The following is a 22625-nucleotide window of genomic DNA, read 5'->3' on the forward strand; positions in this document are numbered from 1 at the left end:
CATGCAGCATATCTTTGCAAGCTTTGACACAAAAACAGTTGAAAACACTAGCGCTATACGTAATTGGTAACAGCAAAGTGACCAAATTCACTGAAAATCGACTTTTCGCAGCGCACATTTATTCCAAAATGTACGCCGAGCGCTATTTTGGCACACAAATAAAAACAACAAAAAATCCTATATATCATGATGATATACAGGCTTTTGCGGCTGAAACACTTGTTCATTAATTTTTTACACTGTTTTCAGCATAATTCACTAGCCGTGAAAATTATGTTGAAATTTCACCCAGCCCAAAGTTGATAAAACTCATTATTTTCATATACATATAGATTTTCGCTCAATAAAAACAGGGGGTAAAGCATTAGTTATATCTAATGCAATTTCAGCAATATACCGTACAAAGTACATTTGTACGCTGAATTTTAGCGCCGCCAATGGGGGATATGTTGCTCATAATCCGTTATCTGTTGCACCAAACTTAAGGTTTGCCCCACAGCATCCAATCCATTCAGTAATTTATGTTTAGCTGAGGCAGCAATATCAAACTCAAACCTATGGCCGGCAGGGGAATAAACCCGCTGCGCGGCAAGATCGACGGTAACCACTGCGCCCTGAACAGCCATCACCTCATCCATCAACTGCTGTAATTGCAGCTCTGATAAGGCGACGGGCAGCAAGCCATTGTTAATGGCATTACCATAGAAAATATCCGCAAAACTGCTAGCGATAATGACCCGAAGGCCATAATCGGCCAGTGCCCAAGGAGCATGTTCCCGGCTAGAACCACAGCCAAAATTCTCCCCAGCGAGCAATACACTTGCGCCGCTAAACCTGGGCTGATTCAGCACAAAATCAGGATTGGGGATCTCCCCGGCATCGTCCAGATAACGCCAGTCATGAAATAGATGTACACCAAAGCCGTCGCGGGTAACTTTGGACAAAAACTGCTTAGGAATAATCTGATCGGTATCCACATTGGCGTTATCCAGCACCACGGCCAGACCAGTATGTTGGGTAAATGGCTGCATTACTGTTCTCCTGTAGGCTGCCTTGGCACACGGATATCAACAAAATGGCCGGCAATAGCCGCCGCAGCCGCCATCGCCGGGCTCACTAGGTGAGTGCGACTCCCCCGTCCCTGACGCCCTTCAAAATTACGGTTACTGGTTGATGCGCAGCGATCTCCTGGCGCCAACCTGTCATCATTCATCGCCAGACACATGGAGCATCCGGGTAAGCGCCACTCAAAACCGGCATCGATAAACTGCTGATGCAGCCCTTCCGCCTCAGCTTGCAGTTTGACTTGCCCTGAACCCGGCACCACGATTGCTGTGACGCCATCAGCCACTTTGCCTCCCTTGATTTGCGCAGCGGCCGAGCGCAGATCTTCAATCCGGGAATTGGTACAGGAGCCAATAAAGACTTTATTGATAGGCACCTCAGTCATTCTGGTTCCTGCTTGCAACCCGATATACTCTAATGCTTTGGCCATACTCTCCCGTACCGCAGTATCTGTTTGCCCGGCTGGATCCGGCACAGGTTGATCAATGGCCACCACCTGGCCGGGATTAGTGCCCCAGGTCAGTTGCGGGGCAATGTCTTCGCCCCTAAGCACCACTTCAGTATCAAAACTGGCGCCATCATCGGTTTGTAATGCCTGCCAATCAGCGACGGCCTGTTGCCAGTCATCCCCTTGAGGGGCAAACTCCCGCCCTTGCAAATAGGCGATGGTTTTAGCATCCGGTGCTACCAGCCCAGCCTTGGCGCCCATTTCGATGGCCATATTGCACAGGGTCATACGCCCTTCCATCGACAAGGCCCGGATCGCCTCACCGCAAAACTCCACCACATGGCCGGTGCCGCCATCCATACCAATTTTGCCGATAATCGCCAGCACAATATCCTTGGCGGTAATGCCATCCTCAACCTTTCCCTTAACTTCGATTTTCATGGTTTTGGCTTTCAATTGCCGCAGCGTCTGCGTGGCTAACACATGCTCTACTTCAGAGGTGCCAATACCGAAGGCGAGGGCGCCAAATGCCCCATGGGTGGCAGTATGAGAATCACCACAAACAATCACGCTACCTGGCAAAGTGATGCCCAGCTCCGGCCCCATCACATGCACTATGCCCTGATTAGGATGGTGAATGTCATAGAGGCGAATCCCAAAGGTTTTACAGTTCTGCGCCAAGGTTTCTACCTGAGTCCGCGCCATAGGGCTTAAGGCATCTAAACTGGCCTGCTTGGTTGAGGTATTGTGATCCATAGTGGCAAAGGTTTTTTGCGGCGCGCGCACCGGCCGACCCGCAGCTTGCAAACCGCTAAAGGCCTGAGGCGAAGTCACTTCATGTACCAGATGCCGGTCGACATATAACAGCGGCGCCTCCCCCTCTGGGGTAGCGATAAGATGACTGTGCCAAATTTTTTCATACAAGGTGGCTGGGGCTGAAGTGTTATGGGTCATCAGATCCCCTCCGCAATCGCATGGGCAATAAAGTCGCCCATTTCCGCAGTGGTTTTAGCACAGGTTTGATTGGTAGCCAGCTCAGCAGTCAAAAAGCCCTGTGACAGCGCCTTCCCCACCGCGCGTTCAATGGCCGCAGCGGCATCCTCGCGCTTCAAGCTGTGGCGCAACATCAAGGCGGCAGAGAGGATCTGAGCAATCGGATTGGCTATCCCTTTACCGGCAATATCCGGCGCACTGCCACCGGCAGGTTCATATAGACCAAACCCGGATGCATTCATACTGGCAGACGACAACAACCCCATAGAGCCGGTCAACATAGCGATTTCATCGGAAATAATGTCACCGAACAGGTTGGAGCACAGCATCACATCAAACTCATCGGGACGACGCAGCAGCTGCATAGTGGCATTATCTATATAGATATGTTCCAGCGTTACCTCGGGAAAGTCCTTGGCAACCTCCTCCACCACTTCGCGCCACAGTACCGAGCAGGCCAACACATTGGCTTTATCCACCGAAGTCACTTTACTGCGACGGCCTTGGGCAGCTTCAAAAGCAATCGTGGCAATACGGCGGATCTCTTTGCGGCTGTAGCGCATGGTATCAAAGGCTTCTTCAGCTTCCCCTTCCCCCTGCCGCCCCTTGGGTTTGCCAAAATAGATGCCGCCGGTCAGCTCCCGCACACAGAGCAGATCGAAACCCCGGGCAGCAATATCGGCCCGCAGCGGACTTAAATGCTCCAGCCCATCATGAAGTTTGGCCGGACGTAGATTACAAAATAGACCAAAGTGCGCCCGCAGTGGCAACAGGGCGCCGCGTTCCGGCTGGCTATCCGGTGGTAAATGCTCCCACTTGGGGCCACCCACAGAGCCAAATAAAATCGCATCGGCAGCTTCACAACCCGCCAAAGTTTCCGACGGCAGCGGGCAGCCATGCCGATCGATAGCCGCGCCGCCAATATCGTACTCACTGTACTCAATACTCAGGTTAAAGCGCTGCTCAACGGCGGTGAGCACCTTGCGCGCCTGCGCCATAATTTCTGGGCCAATACCATCACCCGGCAATACTGCTATCTGATAACTCATACGCCACCTAACTCCCTTGTTTGCTGAATTTCCTGTTTTCTGTCTGCCACTTCATCGGCTCGATGCACCAAATTCATCACATGTACCAGCGCCCGAGCCGATGCCTCAACCACATCCGTGGCAAGGCCCACGCCGTGAAAATGCCGTTGCTGGTAACTGGCGGTAATGTCCACTTGTCCCAAGGCGTTTTGGCCCGCGCCCTTACTGCCCAACTTATAAGCTGTGATGGCAATATGCCGACCTGAGGCGCGGGCTATGGCGTTATAGGCGGCATCAACCGGGCCATTGCCGGTCGCCGCTTCCGTCACTTTTTCACCATTTATGTCCAACCTAACCGTGGCAGTCGCTTCCCCGGCACTGGAATCTGAGTGCACCACCAACTGCTTGAGCCGGTAATGATCATCGTCCCGGCGCTGCGCCTTGATAAACACCAAGGCTTCCAGATCGTAATCAAACACCTGCCCCTTTTTATCCGCTAACTTGAGAAAGGCCTGATACAGGGCATCCATGTCATAATCCTGCTCGCTGTACCCCATTTCACTCATGCGATGCTTAATCACATGGCGACCAGAGCGAGAGGTCATATTCAGATGATTACGGGTCAGCCCAATGCTTTCCGGGGTCATAATTTCGTAGGTATTTTGTGCCTTGAGCACACCATCTTGATGAATGCCGGAGGAATGACTAAAAGCATTGGCGCCCACAATCGCCTTATTGGCCTGAACAGGCATATTGCACAGCTGACTTACCAGCGTGGAAGTGCGGTGGATTTCTTTGGCATTGATATTGGTTTCTAGCCCCAACAGCCCACGACGGGTGGCAAGGATCATCGCCACCTCTTCCAATGAACAGTTACCGGCTCGCTCACCGATACCATTGACGGTACATTCAATCTGCCTCGCGCCTTGCTGCACCGCAGTAATTGAATTAGCCACCGACAACCCGAGATCATCATGGCAATGGACTGAAATGACCGCTTGGTCGATATTGGGGACGCGATTAAACAAGGTTTGAATAATACCGCCAAATTCACCGGGCACTGTGTAGCCAACGGTATCTGGGATATTCACTGTCGCAGCGCCGGCCTTAATCGCCGCTTCCACCATGCGGCACAAATTATCAATCGGCGTGCGACCGGCGTCTTCACAGGAAAACTCCACATCATCAGTAAAGCGCCGAGCATATTTTACGGCGTTGACCGCCATCGCCAGCACGTCATCAAACGAACGCTTTAGCTTGCTCTGCACATGGATATCCGAAGTGGAGATAAAGGTATGAATACGAAACTGCTCAGCGACAGATAACGACTGGGCGGCGGCATCAATATCTTTTTCCAGTGCCCGGGCCAAGGCGCAGACCCGGCTGTTTTTTACTTGCTGGGCGATGGTTTTAACCGACTCAAAATCCCCGGGGGAAGAGACAGGGAAGCCGACTTCCATCACATCGACACCTAAGCGTTCAAGTGCCTGCGCTATCAGCAGTTTTTCTTTTACCGACAGACTGGCAGCCAATGCCTGCTCACCATCCCTCAGTGTGGTATCAAAAATGATTACCCGATCTGACATCGTATTTCTCCCTCAATACCGGTAAAAAAGCCAAAAAAAACCCCGCGTTGTCAGCGCGGGGTGGTTGGATTAGGTGTCTCAGTTAGCCAGCATCACCAAACCTTCCGCGCCGAGAGGGGCAGAATGAGTAGGGGTAGCAAAGTGACTAAATGAGTAAAATGCATGGACTAAAACCTGTTTAAACTCAATCGATAAAATCCAGTAAGTTGCTATATTCCTGTGTGCCCTATGCCCAAAATCATTCTTAGATCAGCTCTTAGAAAATACACAATATTGCAACAAGTGTTTATTAATTAACCTGAGATTCCGGCCAGAGTCAAGAAGTAGTTTGTCCCGAGCAAAAACACTGGGGAACGAATACGGCCAACCGAGCCTATCCGCCTCGGGTTAAGAAGGCTTCGATTTCATCGAGAAATTGATTACCAAAACGATCCAGTTTTCGCTCACCAACGCCGTTGACGGCGAGCAACTCAGCTTCTGTGGTGGGCAACATGGCAGCCATTTCAGCCAAAGTGGCATCATTAAACACCAGATACGGCGGCACATCTTGCTCTTCCGCGATAGTGCGGCGCAATGATTTAAGCCGGGCAAATAGCTTGCGATCATAGTGCAGTGGCACCCGGGCACTACTGCGCCGCCGAGGGGCAACCGGAATACTAATACGCGGCACCGCCAACATTAGCGCCACTTCACCTTTGAGTACTGGTCGCGCGGCAGGATTGAGCCGCACCCGAGATCCCCGGGTAATATCTTGACTGGCCAGCCCAAGGTGGATCAGCTGCCGAGTAACACTGAGCCAATGCTCATGACTTTTCTCTTTGCCGATCCCCCAAGTGGACAATTTATCATGGCCCCGCTCCACCACGGATGCGGCTTTCGAGCCCCGCAACACCTCAATCACATGATTGATGCCAAACCCCTGATTTAGCCTGTATATACAAGAGAGCACCTTACGGGCATCTAAAGTTCCATCGTAGCGCTTAGGCGGGTCAAGGCAGATATCACAGTTACCACAGGGCTCGCTGGCGCTTTCATCAAAATAGTGCAGCAAGACTTGGCGGCGACAGGTCTGAGCTTCGGCAAACGCCGCCATGGAGTTTAATTTATGCTGTTCAACTTGCTGTTGTGGCCCGGGTTCTTGCTGCTCAATTAAATGTTTCACCCGACCAATATCTGCCGGGTCAAACAACATAAAGGCTTCAGCGTCCATTCCATCGCGCCCCGCACGGCCAGTTTCCTGATAATACGCTTCAATACTTTTGGGGATATCGTAATGCACCACAAAGCGGACATTGGATTTATTGATCCCCATACCAAAGGCCACAGTTGCCACCACAATATCCAGTTGGTCTTTTAAGAAGCGTTCCTGCACACTGGCTCGCTCATCTTGCTCCATTCCGGCATGGTATCCCTCAGCCCGATAGCCTTGCAGCCGCAACCGCTGGGCGACTTCATCCACCCGTCGCCGACTGCTGCAATAAATAATCCCGCTGGCACCGCGATGGGCATCAACAAACTGCTTCAACTGATTGCTGGCATTGAGCTTTTCCGCCACCGTGTAACGGATATTAGGCCGATCAAAACTGGAAAGCAGAGTATAGGGATTGATCCCCAGTCGCTCACAAATGTCCTGCCGGGTGGCCTGATCGGCTGTTGCTGTCAGTGCCATCTGGGGAATATGGGGAAACGTGTGTTTTAGGCGACCAAGGGCTGCATATTCCGGCCGGAAATCATGCCCCCATTGACTGATACAGTGCGCCTCATCAATGGCAAAAAAGCTGACTTGCCAATCTTGCAGCCGCTGCAAAAAATCGCCACTGAGCAGCCGCTCCGGAGACACATACAACAGCTTTATCTCACCACAGCGCAACTGGCGATACACCTCCAGCAATTGTTCCCGAGGCAGTGCAGAGTTAATGCAGGCGGCCTGTACGCCGGTTTGCAATAAACTATCTACCTGATCTTTCATCAGCGAAATCAGTGGTGAAATCACCACGGTTAGCCCGGGTAACATCAGGGCGGGAAGCTGATAACACAGGCTTTTACCGCCGCCAGTGGGCATGATAACCATGCAATCTTCACCCCGGCAGATCCGCTCAATCACATCCCGCTGTCCCTGACGGAAACTGCGGTAACCAAACACCTGCTGCAGACAATCCAGGTAAGGATCCGATGAAGATAATTGTGTATTTTCCTGCATGTCCGCCCTGTCAGCTCCCGGCCAAATAATCTTGCTAGCACCTGTATGATGGCACCTGTCAAAGCCGACCATTCTATACCGAAACCCGCCGTAATTGCAGGCAGCCCCATGGGGATTTTACCGATTGCATCGCGACAACTTGTTACACTGACTAAACGGCAATCTGGCTGACAGCCCAGATAATAGCCCGTACAATCGCCTGCCCGACATCAAGACAAACAACCGATAAAACTGACCGATATGGAACACGCTGAACAGAAAAAAGGCATAGTGCTGGCACTACTGGCTTACAGTATGTGGGGCTTTGCGCCGCTGTATTTCAAACACCTGCAACAGGTACCGGCCAGTGAAATTTTGCTGCACCGCATTATCTGGTCATTTGTCTTTATGTTGCTGCTATTGGGCTGTTTCACTGGTTTTCAGCGGGTGCGCAGTGTGCTGAGACAACCCAAACAACTGGCCATTCTGGCCGTCACCTCAGTGCTGATTGCCGGTAACTGGCTGCTATTTATCTGGGCGGTTAACAATGATCATATGCTCGATGCCAGCCTGGGCTATTACATCAACCCACTGCTGAATGTGATGCTGGGGATGATTTTTCTCGGTGAGCGGCTGCGTAAACTGCAATGGCTGGCTGTAGGATTAGCGGCAACCGGCGTTCTGATCCAATTAATCTCGTTTGGCTCAGTACCCGTGGTATCCATCGGCTTGGCGACCTCATTCGGTCTGTACGCCTTACTGCGTAAGAAGGTCAATGTTGACGCTCAAAGTGGCTTGGTGTTGGAAACTGCGCTACTGATGCCTTTGGCATTGGGGTATCTGCTGTTGGTGCCACAGGATGCCGGAGCCAATATGCTGACCAACAGCTGGGATATGAATCTATTATTGATGGCCGCAGGCATTGTCACCTCAGTGCCCCTGCTGTGTTTTGCCGGAGCCGCTGTGCGTATTCCGCTGACTGTGCTGGGATTTTTCCAGTATATCGGCCCCAGCATTATGTTTGTATTGGCCGTCACCTTGTACGGTGAGCCCTTTGATCTGGAAAAAAGCATCACCTTTGGCTTTATCTGGCTCGCCCTGCTCGCCTTCACGGCTGATATGATCTATCGCCGCCGGGAATCCCCCCCGAAAAAAAGCCCCAACACCGCTAAACCAAGGCTGTAAACAAGGGGCTGTCACGTGGCGGGTAGCATCCCCCGCCACTTATTCACCATATCTCACGGCATCAGTTCACTGCTTGCGACTGGGGCTACAATAGCCCCATTAATCTGTCGGCATCAGCCACACTGACAATCACCACATAACCTGCGCGGGTGGGGATCAGGACCGGCTCGACACTGCCAGTCATCATCAATGCCTTGCGACCATCTTGCAATGTAAACCACCCCAAATGCAGGCCGGGTAGCTCCATGCCATTACGGCGATACAGGGGTTTAAACTCTGGCTCAAGGGCAAAATCAAGTCGCCGCACGCCGGTTGATAAAATCTCATCCCGGGGCAACGACAGGGTATAAAAGGGGATATCTAATTTCAGCTCACGGGTATCAAGGGTAAGCTCAGCCTGCAGTGCCGCCACCCAACTCCAGCTACCAAATACCAGCAGCGCGCCGGTCAGCGCCATGGCGACATAATGGCCTCGCCCCGGTTCACGGCGATACTTTAACCAGAGCAACAATAACAGCAGCAGTAACAACGCAATCGCGATGCCGGTATTGGTGCTACTGTCCAATGCCACTAAGTCAAAGATATGAGTATGCATAATCCCTCCCAAGGCGCTCGTTATGGGGATCAAGCTTAGGCCAAGCTGAGGAAACATGCGGCCTGAAACAGCGCATATTTCAGGCCAATATCAGACTTATATTAGTGTGAGAGCAAAAATTTTAGAGCGGCGTTGCAAGTTATATAACTGCTTTTTTTTCACCGGTAAGGCATCAATGTCCACCGGCTCGAACCCTTGTTCTAAAAACCAATGAATACTGCGGGTTGTCAGGGCAAATAATCTGTCATAGCCCCGCGCTTTGGCCTGACTAATAATATTATGTAACAGTGCCTGACCACGGTCTTGATCCCGATAATCTGGATGCACTACCAAACAGGCAAATTCTCCGGCATTATCTTCCTCAAAGGGATACAGCGCTGCACAACCAATAATCAAATTGTCACGCTCTATCACCATAAACTGCTCAATTTCCATCTCCAACTGCTCACGGGAGCGGCGCACCAACACTCCTTGCTCCTCCAGCGGCTGGATCAGCTCTAATACCCCGCCGATATCGGCAATGGTGGCACGGCGCAACTGCTCCGCGCTTTCAGTGACGATTTGAGTACCGATACCTTCTCGCGTAAAGAGTTCTTGTAGCAGAGCACCATCTTCTTGGTAGCTGATAAGATGACAGCGGGCCACACCACGACGACATGCTTCAATGCTGCCGCTAATAAATGCTCGGGTTGCCTGACAAACAGGATGGGGAGGGCAATCAAGATACGCTTGCGCAGTGGCGGGCATTAACTCACTGATTAAGTTAGCATCGCCATCCAGTAGGCCTTTTCGGCAGCTAAAGCCAATCATTTTATCGGCCTGTAAGCGCACGGCCACCTGAGTGGCAACCTCTTCCGCGGTGAGATTAAAACTCTCCCCAGTCACAGAGGCCGCTACCGGCCCCAACAAAACAATACAGCCTTGGTCCAACTGCTGCGTCAAACCATTAATATCAATCCGCCGTACCTTACCCGACAGGCAATAATCCACGCCATCATCAACGCCCAATGGCTGGGCAATGACAAAATTCCCGCTGACCACATTGATCTGGGCCCCCTGCATTGGGGTATTAGACAGGCTCATTGATAAACGAGCGGTTATATCAAACTGTAGCGCCCCGCTGATTTGATGCACTACTCGTAATGCTGACTCATCGGTAATCCGTACGCCATTATGAAACCCGACAGACAATCCCCGCCGATACAGTTCAGTATCAATCTGGGGGCGAGCCCCATGCACGAGTACCAAACGGATCCCTAGGCTATGTAATAGGGCAACGTCATTGATAATGGCGCGATATTGCCCCTCTTCAATGGCTTCACCACCCAGCATAATGACAAAGGTTTTCCCCCGGTGCGCATTCACATAAGGTACTGAATGCCGAAAACTATCCAATAACTGTGTTGTTCCAGCTAACACATGCCACCTCTCACATATCCCTAACGGCGTAAATCAGACGAATTTTGCCATATTAATGCATTAAAATTCACTTTTACAGCATTTATTTTCACGACATACACAAACAAAAAAACAGAATTGCAATGGGAGCAAAAGACAGAAATCAGAGGAAAGGCGCGTGATTGGCGGGTAAAAAAAAGCCCCTCAGAGAGGGGCTTTTCAAGAAACCGTTTCCGCAGTGCGGAACGCAATCAATTACTTGATCTTAGCTTCTTTGTAGATAACATGCTGACGGATCACAGGATCAAACTTTTTGATCTCCATCTTTTCTGGCATGTTACGCTTGTTCTTTTCAGTAGTGTAGAAGTGACCAGTCTTAGCGCTTGAAACTAATTTGATCTTCTCGCGATTACCTTTAGCTTTAGCCATGATCTATTACACCTTCTCGCCACGGGCACGAAGTTCAGCAACAACAACTTCGATACCTTTCTTATCGATGATACGCATACCTTTGGTAGAAACGCGCAGCTGTACGAAACGCTTTTCAGTTTCTAACCAAAAACGGTGATTTTGCAGGTTAGGCAGAAAACGACGACGGGTCGCGTTTTTTGCGTGCGAACGGTTGTTACCAACCATAGGCTTCTTGCCAGTTACTTGGCATACTCTTGACATGTCAATCTTCTCCAAAAAACAATTTTAACGCTCGAGCATTAATGTGCCTCGTATGGCCGTCGCCCGAGGCACACGAAGGGCGCATTTTATACAGGATTGCCGAGGAAAGATCAAGCGGTGGTTAAACAATCCACCCCCTTTCCGCAAAGGAAACAATCTCGCGATCCCCTACTACCATGTGATCCAGCAAGGATACATCTATGGTTGCTAACGCATTTTTCAATCGCTCAGTAATTCGCCGGTCAGCCTGACTTGGCTCTGCGATGCCAGACGGATGATTATGACAAACAATGACCGCCGCAGCCTGTTTTTCCAGCACCAGTGCTACCACATCACGGGGATAGACTGACGCTGAATCAATAGTGCCCCGGAATAATTCAACAAATTGAATTACCCTGTGCTGGCTGTCCAACAGCAGGATGGCAAACACCTCGTAGGGTCTGTCAGCCAGCTGCGTCATCAAATAATCCCGGGTTAAGCCGGGGTTGGTCAAAACCTGCCCTCGATGCAGGTTTTCACGGGCAATTCGGCGCGCAATTTCTGCGGCCGCCTGAAGCTGCGCGTATTTTACCGATCCCACGCCCCGAAGTCGACACACCTTAGCCCTAGAAGCACAAAACAATGATCTTAGGCCGCCAAATTCCAGCAATAGCTGGCGTCCCATGGCAACGGCGCTCTGTCCAGCTGTACCATTTCTGAGCAAAACGGCGAGTAATTCAGCATCTGATAGCTGCCCGGCCCCGCCTTGCAATAATTTTTCCCGTGGGCCTTCCCCTTCTGGCCAATGTTTTATGGTCATTTTCCCTGCCTATTTCAGCCCGATGACTTCAGCAAGTATGGTGTAAATTTATCCATTGACCGCCATGGTGGTATTTATCTGCCCATTATGAGTCATCACCTCCTCTCCTAAGATGTGCCGCAAATGGCAAAAGCGGGAAAAAACTGCCGGGGTGATATCAACAGCGCGGCGGGCTTTATGTTAAGGTTAGCGCCATTATCCCGTGCGTCGGAAAACAACCGTGAGCCTGAAAAATAAAAACATTCTGTTGGGCATTGGCGGCGGCATTGCCGCTTATAAAAGTGCCGATTTAGTGCGCCGCTTAAAAGAGCGCGGTGCCCAAGTACGGGTAGTGATGACCCAAAGTGCCATGGAGTTTATCGCCCCGCTGACACTGCAGGCCCTCAGCGGCCACCCTGTGGCTTCAGATTTGCTTGATCCCGCCGCCGAAGCGGCAATGGGCCATATTGAACTGGCGCGTTGGGCTGATTTGTTTGTTATCGCCCCCGCAACAGCCAATATCATTGCCCGCATGCAAGCGGGGATGGCGGATGAACTGCTGACCACCTGCGCCCTTGCAACAGCAGCCCCTGTGGTGATCTGTCCGGCCATGAACCAGCAGATGTACCAACACGCCGCAACTCAGCACAATCTGCAATCACTACAAAGCCGTGGCACCCATATTTGGGGACCAGATAGCGGCAGTCAGGCCTGTGGCGAAGTTGGCCCTGGCCGTATGCTAGAGCCGCTGGATATTGCCAAGCGCTGTGAAGGCTTTTTCGCGGAGAAACTGCTGGCGGGGCAAAAACTGTTGCTCACTGCCGGGCCAACCCGAGAAGCGATTGACCCGGTTCGTTATATTTCTAATCACAGCTCAGGTAAGATGGGCTTTGCGCTGGCGCAAAAAGCAGCAGAAATGGGAGCTGAAGTCACCCTCGTTGCGGGGCCGGTAAATTTGCCTACACCCGCAGGCGTTCGGCGGATAAATGTGCAGTCAGCACAACAGATGCTTGATGCGGTGATGCAAGCAGTCGCAGAGCAGGATATCTTTATTGCCTGCGCTGCTGTGGCAGACTACCGTATTGCACAAGTCGCCGAGGCCAAAATTAAGAAATCAGCGGAAACCATGCAACTTGCGCTGGTACGCAATCCTGATATCTTAGCCACGGTCGCCGCGCTGCAACATAAGCCATTTACCGTAGGATTTGCCGCCGAAACCCACGACGTTGAACACTACGCCACAGATAAACTGCAGCGTAAAAAGTTGGATATGATCGCCGCCAATGATGTTTCAATTGCCGGACAGGGATTTAATGCTGACAGCAATGCCCTGAAAGTCATTTGGCCCAACGGCAGCCAAGATCTACCAGCCACCGATAAGCATACACTCGCCGGGCAATTGCTCGGTTTGATAGCCCAAGTCAAATAAGCAACATGAAAACACCTATTGAACTAAAGATTCTTGACTCGCGCATTGGCGCACAATTCCCACTGCCAGCTTATGCCACACCAGGCAGTGCCGGTATGGATCTACGCGCCATGCTGGATACTACATTGACCATCGAGCCGGGTGAGACCAAATTGATCCCGACCGGTATCGCAATTCATGTTGCCGACCCATCTTTGGCTGCAGTTATTTTGCCTCGCTCTGGTCTAGGTCATAAACACGGTATTGTTTTGGGTAACCTGGTTGGTCTGATCGACTCTGACTACCAAGGACCACTGATGGTCTCTTGCTGGAACCGCAGCAATGAACCGTTCTCCATTGAAATCGGTGACCGTCTGGCACAGCTGATGTTCGTGCCTGTGGTACAAGCCGAGTTCAAACTGGTCGATGAATTTGATACCAGTGATCGCGGTGAAGGCGGATTCGGTCACTCAGGAACCAAATAATCAAGCCCGGGTGCACCGCAGCGTGCCCCCTGACCGCAGCATTTTTCTGTGCGATCATCCGGGCGGTGCTCCCCGTATAACGTACGCAGGCATCAAGTTGTAATTGAGCGAAGGATACTGCAATGGCCGTAAATCAAAAAATCAATCGGCGTGAACACATTCTCCAATGCCTGGCCCAAATGCTGGAAACCAATCCCGGTGAGCGCATTACGACCAAAAAACTGGCGGCCGAAGTCGGCGTGTCAGAAGCCGCGCTATACCGGCACTTTCCCAGTAAAGCCCGCATGTTTGAAGGGTTAATCGATTTTATTGAAGAATCATTACTGACACGGATCAACCTGATCCTCGGGGAAGAAAAAGACACCATGCGCCGCTGCCAGCTAACGCTGCAACTGCTGTTGGTGTTTGCTGAGCGCAATCCGGGGATTTCCCGGGTATTAAACGGTGATGCACTGCTGGGAGAAAACGAACGCCTGCGCAGCCGCATGAGCACGCTATTTGGCAAAATTGAAACCCAGCTTAAACAGATCCTGCGGGAAAAGACCCTACGCGAGGGGCATGGATTTGCGCTAGATGAAGCCATTCTCGCCAATCTGCTGCTGGCCTTTGCTGAAGGCCGGATTGCCCAGTTTGTTCGCAGTGAATTCAAGTTCAAGCCAACCCAGCATTTTGATCAGCAGTGGCTGTTCATTCAGCAACAATTACTGCAAAGCTAATCTACGATGCCACGATGAATGCCGCACTTGCCGCATTCATCGATTATCTCCCCCATACCCGCCATAATACTTGAGTCAGTTAATCGGTTTTTTTGTCCGTCTGACAGTATGAATTTGCAACAAATCGCGGTATCCTGCCCCATCCTGACGCTGGCCAAGATGTACTGCAGACAAAATATTTTTGCTATATCTTTGTCTGGTAAACAAAAAACTTGTAGCTCAGGAGTGTTAACGCGGAGGATATATGGCATTAAGTGAAGCAGCATCTTTGGTACAAGCCGCCCTGTTAGAGCGGGGACTGGAAACACCTATGGTTCCTTGTGGGCAAAGCCCCGAAGTACGTAAAGAGCAAATAGAGCAGCATATGCGCGCTATTTTGGAACTGATGTCGCTGGATTTAACCGATGACAGCCTGATGGAAACCCCAAAACGGGTCGCCAAAATGTATGTGGATGAGATTTTCTCCGGCTTAGATTACAGCAATTTCCCCAAAATCACCGTTATCGAAAACAAAATGAAATTCGATGAAATGGTGCGAGTGCAGGACATTAGTGTTACCAGCACCTGTGAGCATCATTTGGTAACGATTGATGGCACCGCTTCTGTGGCTTATCTACCAAAGCGCAAAATTATTGGCCTGTCGAAAATCAACCGCATTGTGCGCTTTTTTGCCCAGCGCCCTCAGGTGCAAGAGCGCCTAACGCAGCAGGTATTGGTTGCCTTGCAAACCTTGCTGGAAACCAAAGATGTGGCCGTGAAAATTGATGCGGTACATTACTGTGTTAAATCCCGCGGAGTCATGGACTCAACCAGCTCCACCACCACCACAGCACTGGGTGGCATTTTTAAGTCCAACCCGGCGACCCGGGCAGAATTTTTACAGCAATAACGGCAGCAGTCACAACGCCGGTATGACGATAAAAAAACGCTGCTTGGGCAGCGTTTTTGCGTTGTAAATTAAGGGACAGTTACTCTGTTAAAACAGATTTGGCCGCAGTTTAAATGCCGTATTGTTCTCGGTAAGCACTCACAGCAGCCAGCTCTTGTTCCATGCCCGGTTGCTGCGCCAGATAAGCAATTAAATCAGCCAGCTTAATAATGGAAATCACCTGGCAGCCATAGTCGCGTTCTACTTCCTGAATCGCAGATAACTCGCCTTTACCTTTTTCTTGGCGATCAAGTGCAATTAATACACCGGCTAACTGAGCCTGATGAGCATTAATAATATCCATAGATTCACGGATCGCCGTACCTGCGGTGATCACATCATCAACCAGCATCACTCGGCCTTGCAGCTCACTACCAACCAATGAACCACCTTCACCATGGTCTTTTTTCTCTTTACGGTTAAAGCAGTAAGGCATATCCACATCATGGTGTTCAGCCAGCGCCACCGCCGTAGTTGTGGCAATGGGGATCCCTTTATAGGCTGGGCCAAACAGCAGATCATAATCAATGCCGGCATCCATCAATGCGGCGGCATAAAAACGCCCCAGTCGCGCTAAATCACGGCCGGTATTAAACAAACCGGCATTAAAAAAGTAAGGGCTCTGACGGCCAGATTTAAGTGTAAACTCACCGAATTTCAGCACCTGACGTTCCAGGGCAAACTCAATAAACTCGCGCTGATAAGCTTTCACTCTGTATCCTCTTATTAGGGTATGGGTAGGTTTGCCAGCCCAAAGCTGGCGATGTAAATCGTTATTCCTGACGTTATATTTCACTGCCGCATGTTATTGGCATTATTGCGGCCGAAAAAAAGGACCCCGAAGGATCCTTAATATCAATTCAGTGCAGCGCGCTGCACATCAATAATCTCGCGAATGCCATGTTTGGCTAAATCCAGCATGGTGAGTAACTCATCGTGGCTGAACGGCTCACCTTCTGCCGTCCCCTGCACTTCGATGATCTTACCGGTTTCCGTCATCACCACGTTCATATCGGTTTCAGCAGCGCTATCTTCCACATATTCCAGATCGCAGATAGCCTCACCATCGAAAATGCCAACGCTAACCGCTGCAATCAAAAACTTCAGTGGGTTAGTTTTAATCATGCCTTTGGCACGGGCCCAATTCAGGGCATCAACCAGTGCCACACACGCACCTGTGATAGAGGCTGTGCGGGTACCACCATCGGCTTGGATCACATCGCAATCAATCATAATGGTGTTTTCACCCAGAGACTTCATATCCACGGCAGCGCGCAAGGCTCGACCGATCAGACGTTGAATTTCTTGGGTACGACCGGTTTGCTTACCACGGGCAGCTTCACGATCCATCCGGCTATGGGTAGAACGTGGCAACATGCCATATTCTGCAGTCACCCAACCTTGGCCGCTACCCTTCAGAAAACGTGGCACCCCTTCAGTAAAACTGGCGGTACACAGTACTTTGGTTTCACCAAACTCAACCAATACAGACCCTTCTGCATGGGCAGTGAAATTACGGGTAATGGTGATTGGGCGGGTCTGGGCAGACGTTCTGTTACCTGGGCGCATGAAGATTCCTGTGGTTGAGGCTTAAAAAGCTAAGCGCAATTTTGGCTGCATATTATAGGGAGTTGCGCCGCAGTATGCCACGGCCTAAACCGGAAACCGACCGGGAAAAGACAAAATCCTGTTAAGTGATAAACAACTTGTCTATACAAGTCGGAAAACCAGGATAAATAGGTATGCACACAGCCAATCTCCTCACCACTAGCAATAAAGGGAATCAATGCCCTTAGATTCAACGCCATGCCCCGTGTTACTGGCCACCGCAGTCAAACATACTTTACCCATCGGGGTATCTCCAAGGTTGGCAGCACATGCATTTCACGCCCACATAGGGGTATAATTCAGCGGAACTCTTAAGCAATGCAGGACAGCACATGATTCAAAGCATGACCGCCTATGCCCGTATCGAGCATAAAGCCGACTGGGGCACCGCCTCCTGGGAAATCCGCTCCGTTAACCAGCGCTATCTGGAAACGTATTTAAGACTGCCTGAGCAGTTTCGCAGTTTTGAACCTGTGCTGCGCGAAAGACTGCGTAAACGCCTCAACCGCGGCAAGGTTGAAGTCAATCTGCGCGTTGAGCTGGCTGACAAAACCGATACTGAGCTACAGGTCAACCAGGCCCTGGCCAAACAGCTACTTAATGCAGCTAATTGGCTAAAACAGGAAGCGGGCCAAGGTGATATTGCCCTAACTGATATTCTGCGCTGGCCGGGCGTAATCGCCTCTCAGGAGCAGGATCTCAATGCTATTGGCGCAGAATTGCTGCAGGCATTTAATGCCGCGCTGGATCAGTTTATTGCTGCCCGGGGCCGTGAAGGCGATGCCATCAAAACCATGCTGGAAACTCGCCTGGATGCCATTACCGGCCAAATCGCCATTGTGCGTGAACATATGCCACAAGTGATCCAATGGCAGCGCGATAAGCTGACCAACCGTTTGGCCGAAATCAAAGGGGAATTGGATCCTGCTCGCATCGAACAAGAAATGGTACTGCTGGCACAAAAACTGGATGTTGCCGAAGAAATGGATCGCCTTGAAGCCCATGTTACCGAAGCCCACCGCATTCTGAACAAAGGTGGTGCAGAGGGTCGCCGGATGGACTTTATGATGCAAGAATTTAATCGCGAGTCCAACACACTGGCGTCTAAGTCCATCAGCACCGAAGTTACCGCTGCCGCTGTGGAATTGAAAGTACTGATCGAGCAGATGCGTGAACAGATCCAGAATATGGAGTAAGTTCCAATAAAATTTTCACCCGTTCTTCGAGCCCTGTTTTTACAGGGCTTTTTTGTGCCTACAGTCTAATAAGGTCTATAAAAATTTTGCCTAGATTAATACCTTTCGGGTAGTAAACTGGGTAGAAAATAGAGTACTACCACCTGCCAACTATCTGAAAACCACATTTACTACCCATTGATGCCATTTCCTGCTAAAACAAGATTTATAGGAGTATTGAGGAGTAACAAATGGGCAAGTTGAGCGCGAAAGGCATTCAATCGATAGTTAAGGAAGGAAAACCCGGGCGATACGGTGATGGCGAAGGATTGTATTTGATGCTTCCTAAAAGCGGGCATCCATACTGGATGTTGCGGTATACACTGTTCGGCAAGCGCCGCTCAATGACACTTGGCAAACTGATTAACATTTCTCTTGCCGATGCTCGCGCCCAAGCAGCTTTGCTCAAGCAAAAGATAAATCAGGGTGAAGATCCTATAACCGAGCGTAAATCAGAGAAACAAGTCAGCTTTCAGACAGTTGATGACTTATTTGCTGACTGGTATCAGGATTTAGAAAAAAGGCTCAAGCATCCAAATATCCCTAAGCGCATCTACTCGAAAGAGATTTCCCCTTATATTGGTAACCATCAGATCGATAAGGTCACACCTTTGGATGTCCGCAATATTATTCGCATTATTGCCAAAAGTGGTAGGCCTTCTATTGCTAATGATGCATTAATGAACCTCAAGCAACTCTTTAACCATGCATTGAAACTCAACCTATTGATTTATAATCCTGCATCTGCATTTAAAGTTGATGATGCAGGGGGGATAGAAAAAAGCCGTACCCGCGCACTAACTCTTGATGAGCTCTCACATGTCTTCAAGGTTTTCAGGATGCACTCCACCAGCTTTACACGAGACAACTACTTAGCCTGTGCATTATTGGTTACGCTGGGAGTCAGAAAAACAGAACTAACTGAAGCTAAGTGGCAAGAATTCGATCTTAAACAAGCACTCTGGCATCTACCTAAACACAGGAGCAAAACAGGAACGGCTATTACCATTCCTTTACCGCAATCGGTGATTCAGTGGCTTGAAGAGCTCCATATCCGAGCCTGTGGTTCTGAGTATGTCTTTCCAAGTCGAAGGACAGCTAAAAATCCCCACATGAGTGCAGATACACTTAACCGAGCCATAGCAAAACTGTTTGGTCAGGAGCCAGGAAAGAAAAAGCAACCGAAGAACAGAATGGGGGAACTGGAGCCTTTTACAGTGCACGATTTTCGCCGTACCTGCCGTAGTTTACTGGCAGCTGAAGGCATTGCTCCACATGTTGCAGAGCGCTGCCTCAACCACAAAATTCAAGGCATAGAAGGAATTTACAACCAACATGACTATCTTGAAGAACGTCGACATGCACTTGGGCTAATTGCAGATAAGATCTTTCCCCTGACATTGGCCATATAAATCAGTCAACGACTCTCATACTCACGCTCAATCAGCGCCTCCACCAGCTGGTTGAGCCTGATGCCTCTTGAAGCCGCCATTTCATCAAGCATCTCCTTCACTTCTTCACGAAGTACCAAGTTACATACTTTCTTACCCTGCCGATTGTCACGATGTTTCTTCTGTTGCCACGCTTTATTGAAATCATTTAAAAACAATCTCTTCAGATTTGGAATAGCATCCCAAGTATCAAAAGCAGCAAAGATAGCCAAATACATTTCAACCGTTCCTGTCGGATGAAGATAAGAAACTGAAGGAAGATTCTGGTCAAAACTTGGTCTTGTTAGATATTCCCACGCCCATCGGCATTGCATTTCATCATTACTCTGCAACCAAGATAGCGGCTTACGTGCACTAAAAATACGCCCCCAATTAGATTCTAGCCTGTTCACTAAATCTAATTGCCACCCAAGCGATTGGCCGCTCCTATCAAAAAACTTAACGACCTCTTCAAAGCGATCCATGGTACTTGATGTCTGCAACTTTAAGCCAAGTTTATCGTAGGGTGGAACCTGGGGTTGACTGGGTGCTGAATTTAGAGGGTTTGAGGTATTCAGTTGCAGGGCATACCTTGAATAATCAATATGAGGTAGCACTGCCGGTCGAACAAATTCTTGCAATCCAGAAACTGATAAACCATAGACACCCCCTCTGACTAAAGTTAACCAAACCCAATAACAGGCACGGTCATTTCCTTTAAGCCAATCCAACTCACTTAATGGCAATAGCTTCTGCTTTGCCTCATCAACTAACCACTCGACAAAGCTGTCCTTCTTCTCTGTGCTCTCCTGCCAAGCATGGATTACCTGGTTAATGATATCTGTGCTCTCAGAAGCACTCTGCGCCGTAAAAGGAACAGTTAAACCACTAGCATTCATTAGCCTCAAGCATGACTCAATAAAACGAATGTCACTACTGACAACTTGCCTAACCCCATCCCTGTGGCACGCCATAACTACAACTACTCAGTAACATTTAAAGTAGCACACAAAGTAGCGCAAAAAGTCACCAAAAAGCAATGTATTAAGTAACTTTAAAGTAACTATCCAGCCATTGGTTGATATTGAAAACCCCATGGCAATAGGGTTTCATAGACATTTATCACAGGCAGTAACTTCAGAGTATTGGAAATCGAAGTACAGAAGGCCTCGTCGAGCCAGATGATCGTTTTCCACAAGGGAACCTCTTACATGACAGCAAGCCTAGTTGTCGGATTAGTAATATGTAATGTAAGAAAACTGACTTTGACCAATACGGAATAAGTGATCGAATGGGCGGTGCTTAGTGGGTCGATGAACCGCGATAAATGTAAAGAATTACTCCAGATGCTTCTTCTATGTGTGAGTACGTCACTCGCACCTGATACCATTTAGGAGAAGAGCAAATGACCTATCCTCAGTTAACCAATCAAGGCCCACTGAACCAGAATTATCTGAAACGAATTGAAGAGACTGTTAACGGGGCTTTGGCAATCCACCCCCGCTTGACCGTTATCAGAATTGACCTGAGACTGCCTGACAATGGTGCTCACTCAGACAACCCACTGGAGCATGACACCCCTGCCTTTTTCGCCAACACCGGTCCCAATTTAATAAAGCGATTCATCGCCTCTCTCAAGGCGCAAATTGCTGCAGAGCAATACGAAAAACTTAGACTAGGTATGAGGGTTCACGATACTGGGACTCAATATGTCTGGGCTCGGGAATATTCACAGAACCACAAAAGCCATTACCACCTGGCCTTACTGTTCAACAAGGACCGATATTTTTCACTGGGTAGTTATTACGACCCTAACTCACTGGCAGGGAAGGTTAGAAAAGCTTGGGCCAGCGCATTGGGCATGCCGGTTGAGATGTGCTCTGCCTTGGTTCACTTTCCCGAAAACCCTGTCTACCACCTCAATCACAATGCTGAACCTGCCACCTTCTTGGCTCAGCTCTACCCAATGCTGACACGGCTAAGCTATCTGGCTAAGGAAAACTCCAAAGTTAATGGCACAGGACAGCGAAACTTTGGCTGTAGCAACCCAAAAAAAGAAGTGAGGTAAACCCGCTCCTTTTTGGTGAAACGAAGCAGCGATTTCAACGTCGCTGCTCCATCTTCTGTCTAATCCACGCCTGCACCTCACCGGCGACCCAGGCCACATTCCTTGGCCCCAGATGAACAGGTTTAGGAAAGGTATCGTCACTGCAGTACTTGTAGAGGGTTGATTTAGGCAAGGCGGTTATCGCCATAACTTGCCTGATTTTGAGTAATTGCAATGGCTGTGGCTCAATCAGCTCAGTATTCATAATTCAAGCTCCTTGAAGTCTTGGTCTACCTCCTCCTGGGTGATCCCTATATAGCGCAGTGTCACCCCTTCAGAGCTATGCCTGAGCATCTTCATTACTCGCGCAATATCTCGGGTAGATTTGTAAAGATGATAACCACGGGTTTTTCGCATGGAATGAGTACCCAATGGCAAACGCAGCTCTTCACCAATAATGCCAAATGCCTTACATACGGCACGACGGGTTAACGGGCGAGGAGCCTGGTTGATAGCTTGTCGATTGCGATAGGATTGAAATAGATAGATATGACTCGGATGTTCCTCCCGAATACGGTGAATGATCTGCAGTGCTTTGGGGTTAAGTTGAATACTGGCGTGCTTACCAGTCTTTTGCTCACGGAGATTCAATCTGTCCTCATCGATATCGCTGAACTTGATTGATAACAGATCAGAGATCCTCAGAGCCAGATTGATGCCTATGTTCCAGATATCTGCCATCTGTTGGCTATGATGCCGTGCCAGTAGATGACCGATTAAACGAATCGTATCCGGATCTTTTACAGCCTGAACTTCAGCCATAGCGTGGTTCCTTTTTCCG

At 49.7% G+C, this 22625-nt stretch carries 23 protein-coding genes; 8 read left to right on the top strand and 15 right to left on the bottom strand.

The genetic code is table 11. The annotated features are described in order from the left end of the window. Positions 1-425: 425 nt before the first annotated feature. The 5 genes from leuD to recQ form a co-directional block, all read right to left on the bottom strand. Complete coding sequence (gene leuD, locus NFHSH190041_RS18450; RefSeq protein ID WP_261923162.1) at positions 426-1031, bottom strand: 3-isopropylmalate dehydratase small subunit; 606 nt, start codon at positions 1029-1031, stop codon at positions 426-428. After that, entirely contained in the window at positions 1031-2467 is a 1437-nt protein-coding gene (gene leuC, locus NFHSH190041_RS18455; protein WP_261923163.1) for a 3-isopropylmalate dehydratase large subunit, read from the bottom strand. The genes leuD and leuC overlap by 1 nt, the downstream gene beginning before the upstream one ends. Further along, complete coding sequence (leuB, locus tag NFHSH190041_RS18460) at positions 2467-3555, bottom strand: 3-isopropylmalate dehydrogenase (RefSeq protein WP_261923164.1); 1089 nt, start codon at positions 3553-3555, stop codon at positions 2467-2469. Before leuB ends, leuC begins: the two co-directional genes overlap by 1 nt. Beyond that, positions 3552-5120: a 2-isopropylmalate synthase gene (gene leuA / locus NFHSH190041_RS18465; protein ID WP_261923165.1), complete on the bottom strand. Its 1569-nt coding sequence runs from the start codon at positions 5118-5120 to the stop codon at positions 3552-3554. Before leuA ends, leuB begins: the two co-directional genes overlap by 4 nt. Positions 5121-5493: 373 nt before the next feature. Further along, positions 5494-7320 carry a DNA helicase RecQ gene (gene recQ / locus NFHSH190041_RS18470; protein ID WP_261923166.1) on the bottom strand — a complete coding sequence of 609 codons (1827 nt, stop codon included), beginning with the start codon at positions 7318-7320 and terminating at the stop codon, positions 5494-5496. A 240-nt stretch (positions 7321-7560) separates the two neighbouring features. Between recQ and rarD the strand changes: the two genes are divergently transcribed. Continuing rightward, positions 7561-8484, top strand: coding sequence for an EamA family transporter RarD (gene rarD / locus NFHSH190041_RS18475; protein WP_261923167.1), 924 nt, complete (start codon positions 7561-7563; stop codon positions 8482-8484). An 85-nt stretch (positions 8485-8569) separates the two neighbouring features. Here rarD and NFHSH190041_RS18480 read toward each other — a convergent pair whose 3' ends face one another. The 5 genes from NFHSH190041_RS18480 to radC all read right to left on the bottom strand — a co-directional run bounded on the left by NFHSH190041_RS18480 (position 8570) and on the right by radC (position 11948). Further along, positions 8570-9079 (bottom strand): hypothetical protein, encoded by a 510-nt coding sequence (locus NFHSH190041_RS18480; protein WP_261923168.1) that lies wholly within the window; start codon positions 9077-9079, stop codon positions 8570-8572. 96 nt (positions 9080-9175) lie between these two features. Continuing rightward, on the bottom strand, positions 9176-10498 hold the full coding sequence (gene argA / locus NFHSH190041_RS18485) for an amino-acid N-acetyltransferase (RefSeq protein WP_261923169.1): 1323 nt from the start codon (positions 10496-10498) through the stop codon (positions 9176-9178). A gap of 234 nt (positions 10499-10732) precedes the next feature. Continuing rightward, on the bottom strand, positions 10733-10906 hold the full coding sequence (rpmG, locus tag NFHSH190041_RS18490) for a 50S ribosomal protein L33 (RefSeq protein WP_007651290.1): 174 nt from the start codon (positions 10904-10906) through the stop codon (positions 10733-10735). 6 nt (positions 10907-10912) lie between these two features. Then, positions 10913-11149, bottom strand: coding sequence for a 50S ribosomal protein L28 (gene rpmB, locus NFHSH190041_RS18495; RefSeq protein WP_261923170.1), 237 nt, complete (start codon positions 11147-11149; stop codon positions 10913-10915). A 121-nt stretch (positions 11150-11270) separates the two neighbouring features. Then, positions 11271-11948 (bottom strand): RadC family protein, encoded by a 678-nt coding sequence (gene radC, locus NFHSH190041_RS18500; protein WP_261923171.1) that lies wholly within the window; start codon positions 11946-11948, stop codon positions 11271-11273. Positions 11949-12168: 220 nt separating this feature from the next. On the opposite strand from radC, the gene coaBC reads away from it, so the two are divergent. From coaBC to folE, 4 genes are all read left to right on the top strand, one after another. Next, complete coding sequence (gene coaBC, locus NFHSH190041_RS18505) at positions 12169-13356, top strand: bifunctional phosphopantothenoylcysteine decarboxylase/phosphopantothenate--cysteine ligase CoaBC (RefSeq protein WP_261923172.1); 1188 nt, start codon at positions 12169-12171, stop codon at positions 13354-13356. A gap of 5 nt (positions 13357-13361) precedes the next feature. Then, positions 13362-13820: a dUTP diphosphatase gene (gene dut / locus NFHSH190041_RS18510; protein ID WP_261923173.1), complete on the top strand. Its 459-nt coding sequence runs from the start codon at positions 13362-13364 to the stop codon at positions 13818-13820. 122 nt (positions 13821-13942) lie between these two features. Next, a complete protein-coding gene (gene slmA / locus NFHSH190041_RS18515; protein WP_261923174.1) occupies positions 13943-14536 on the top strand; it encodes a nucleoid occlusion factor SlmA in 594 nt (197 codons plus the stop codon). Positions 14537-14780: 244 nt separating this feature from the next. Beyond that, entirely contained in the window at positions 14781-15425 is a 645-nt protein-coding gene (folE, locus tag NFHSH190041_RS18520) for a GTP cyclohydrolase I FolE (protein WP_261923175.1), read from the top strand. A 109-nt stretch (positions 15426-15534) separates the two neighbouring features. Here folE and pyrE read toward each other — a convergent pair whose 3' ends face one another. Next, positions 15535-16176 carry an orotate phosphoribosyltransferase gene (pyrE, locus tag NFHSH190041_RS18525; RefSeq protein ID WP_261923176.1) on the bottom strand — a complete coding sequence of 214 codons (642 nt, stop codon included), beginning with the start codon at positions 16174-16176 and terminating at the stop codon, positions 15535-15537. Positions 16177-16319: 143 nt separating this feature from the next. Beyond that, positions 16320-17033, bottom strand: a complete 714-nt coding sequence (gene rph / locus NFHSH190041_RS18530) for a ribonuclease PH (protein WP_261923177.1) — start codon at positions 17031-17033, stop codon at positions 16320-16322. Positions 17034-17404: 371 nt separating this feature from the next. On the opposite strand from rph, the gene NFHSH190041_RS18535 reads away from it, so the two are divergent. Next, the gene (locus NFHSH190041_RS18535; RefSeq protein WP_261923178.1) at positions 17405-18268 is read left to right on the top strand and encodes a YicC/YloC family endoribonuclease; all 864 of its coding nucleotides are present in this window, start codon (positions 17405-17407) and stop codon (positions 18266-18268) included. Positions 18269-18498: 230 nt separating this feature from the next. After that, the gene (locus NFHSH190041_RS18540) at positions 18499-19719 is read left to right on the top strand and encodes a tyrosine-type recombinase/integrase (protein ID WP_261923179.1); all 1221 of its coding nucleotides are present in this window, start codon (positions 18499-18501) and stop codon (positions 19717-19719) included. A 5-nt stretch (positions 19720-19724) separates the two neighbouring features. On the opposite strand, the gene NFHSH190041_RS18545 is transcribed toward NFHSH190041_RS18540, so the two are convergent. After that, positions 19725-20636 carry a hypothetical protein gene (locus NFHSH190041_RS18545; RefSeq protein ID WP_261923180.1) on the bottom strand — a complete coding sequence of 304 codons (912 nt, stop codon included), beginning with the start codon at positions 20634-20636 and terminating at the stop codon, positions 19725-19727. 506 nt (positions 20637-21142) lie between these two features. Between NFHSH190041_RS18545 and NFHSH190041_RS18550 the strand changes: the two genes are divergently transcribed. Next, positions 21143-21805 carry an inovirus Gp2 family protein gene (locus NFHSH190041_RS18550; protein ID WP_261923181.1) on the top strand — a complete coding sequence of 221 codons (663 nt, stop codon included), beginning with the start codon at positions 21143-21145 and terminating at the stop codon, positions 21803-21805. Positions 21806-21839: 34 nt separating this feature from the next. Here the strand turns inward: NFHSH190041_RS18550 and NFHSH190041_RS18555 are convergent, their stop codons facing one another. Both NFHSH190041_RS18555 and NFHSH190041_RS18560 read right to left on the bottom strand, forming a co-directional pair. After that, on the bottom strand, positions 21840-22049 hold the full coding sequence (locus NFHSH190041_RS18555) for a helix-turn-helix transcriptional regulator (RefSeq protein ID WP_261923182.1): 210 nt from the start codon (positions 22047-22049) through the stop codon (positions 21840-21842). Beyond that, on the bottom strand, positions 22046-22606 hold the full coding sequence (locus tag NFHSH190041_RS18560; RefSeq protein WP_261923183.1) for a tyrosine-type recombinase/integrase: 561 nt from the start codon (positions 22604-22606) through the stop codon (positions 22046-22048). The genes NFHSH190041_RS18555 and NFHSH190041_RS18560 overlap by 4 nt, the downstream gene beginning before the upstream one ends. Positions 22607-22625: the final 19 nt, after the last annotated feature.

Origin of the sequence: Shewanella sp. NFH-SH190041, assembly GCF_024363255.1 — a bacterium.
Lineage (GTDB): Bacteria > Pseudomonadota > Gammaproteobacteria > Enterobacterales > Shewanellaceae > Shewanella.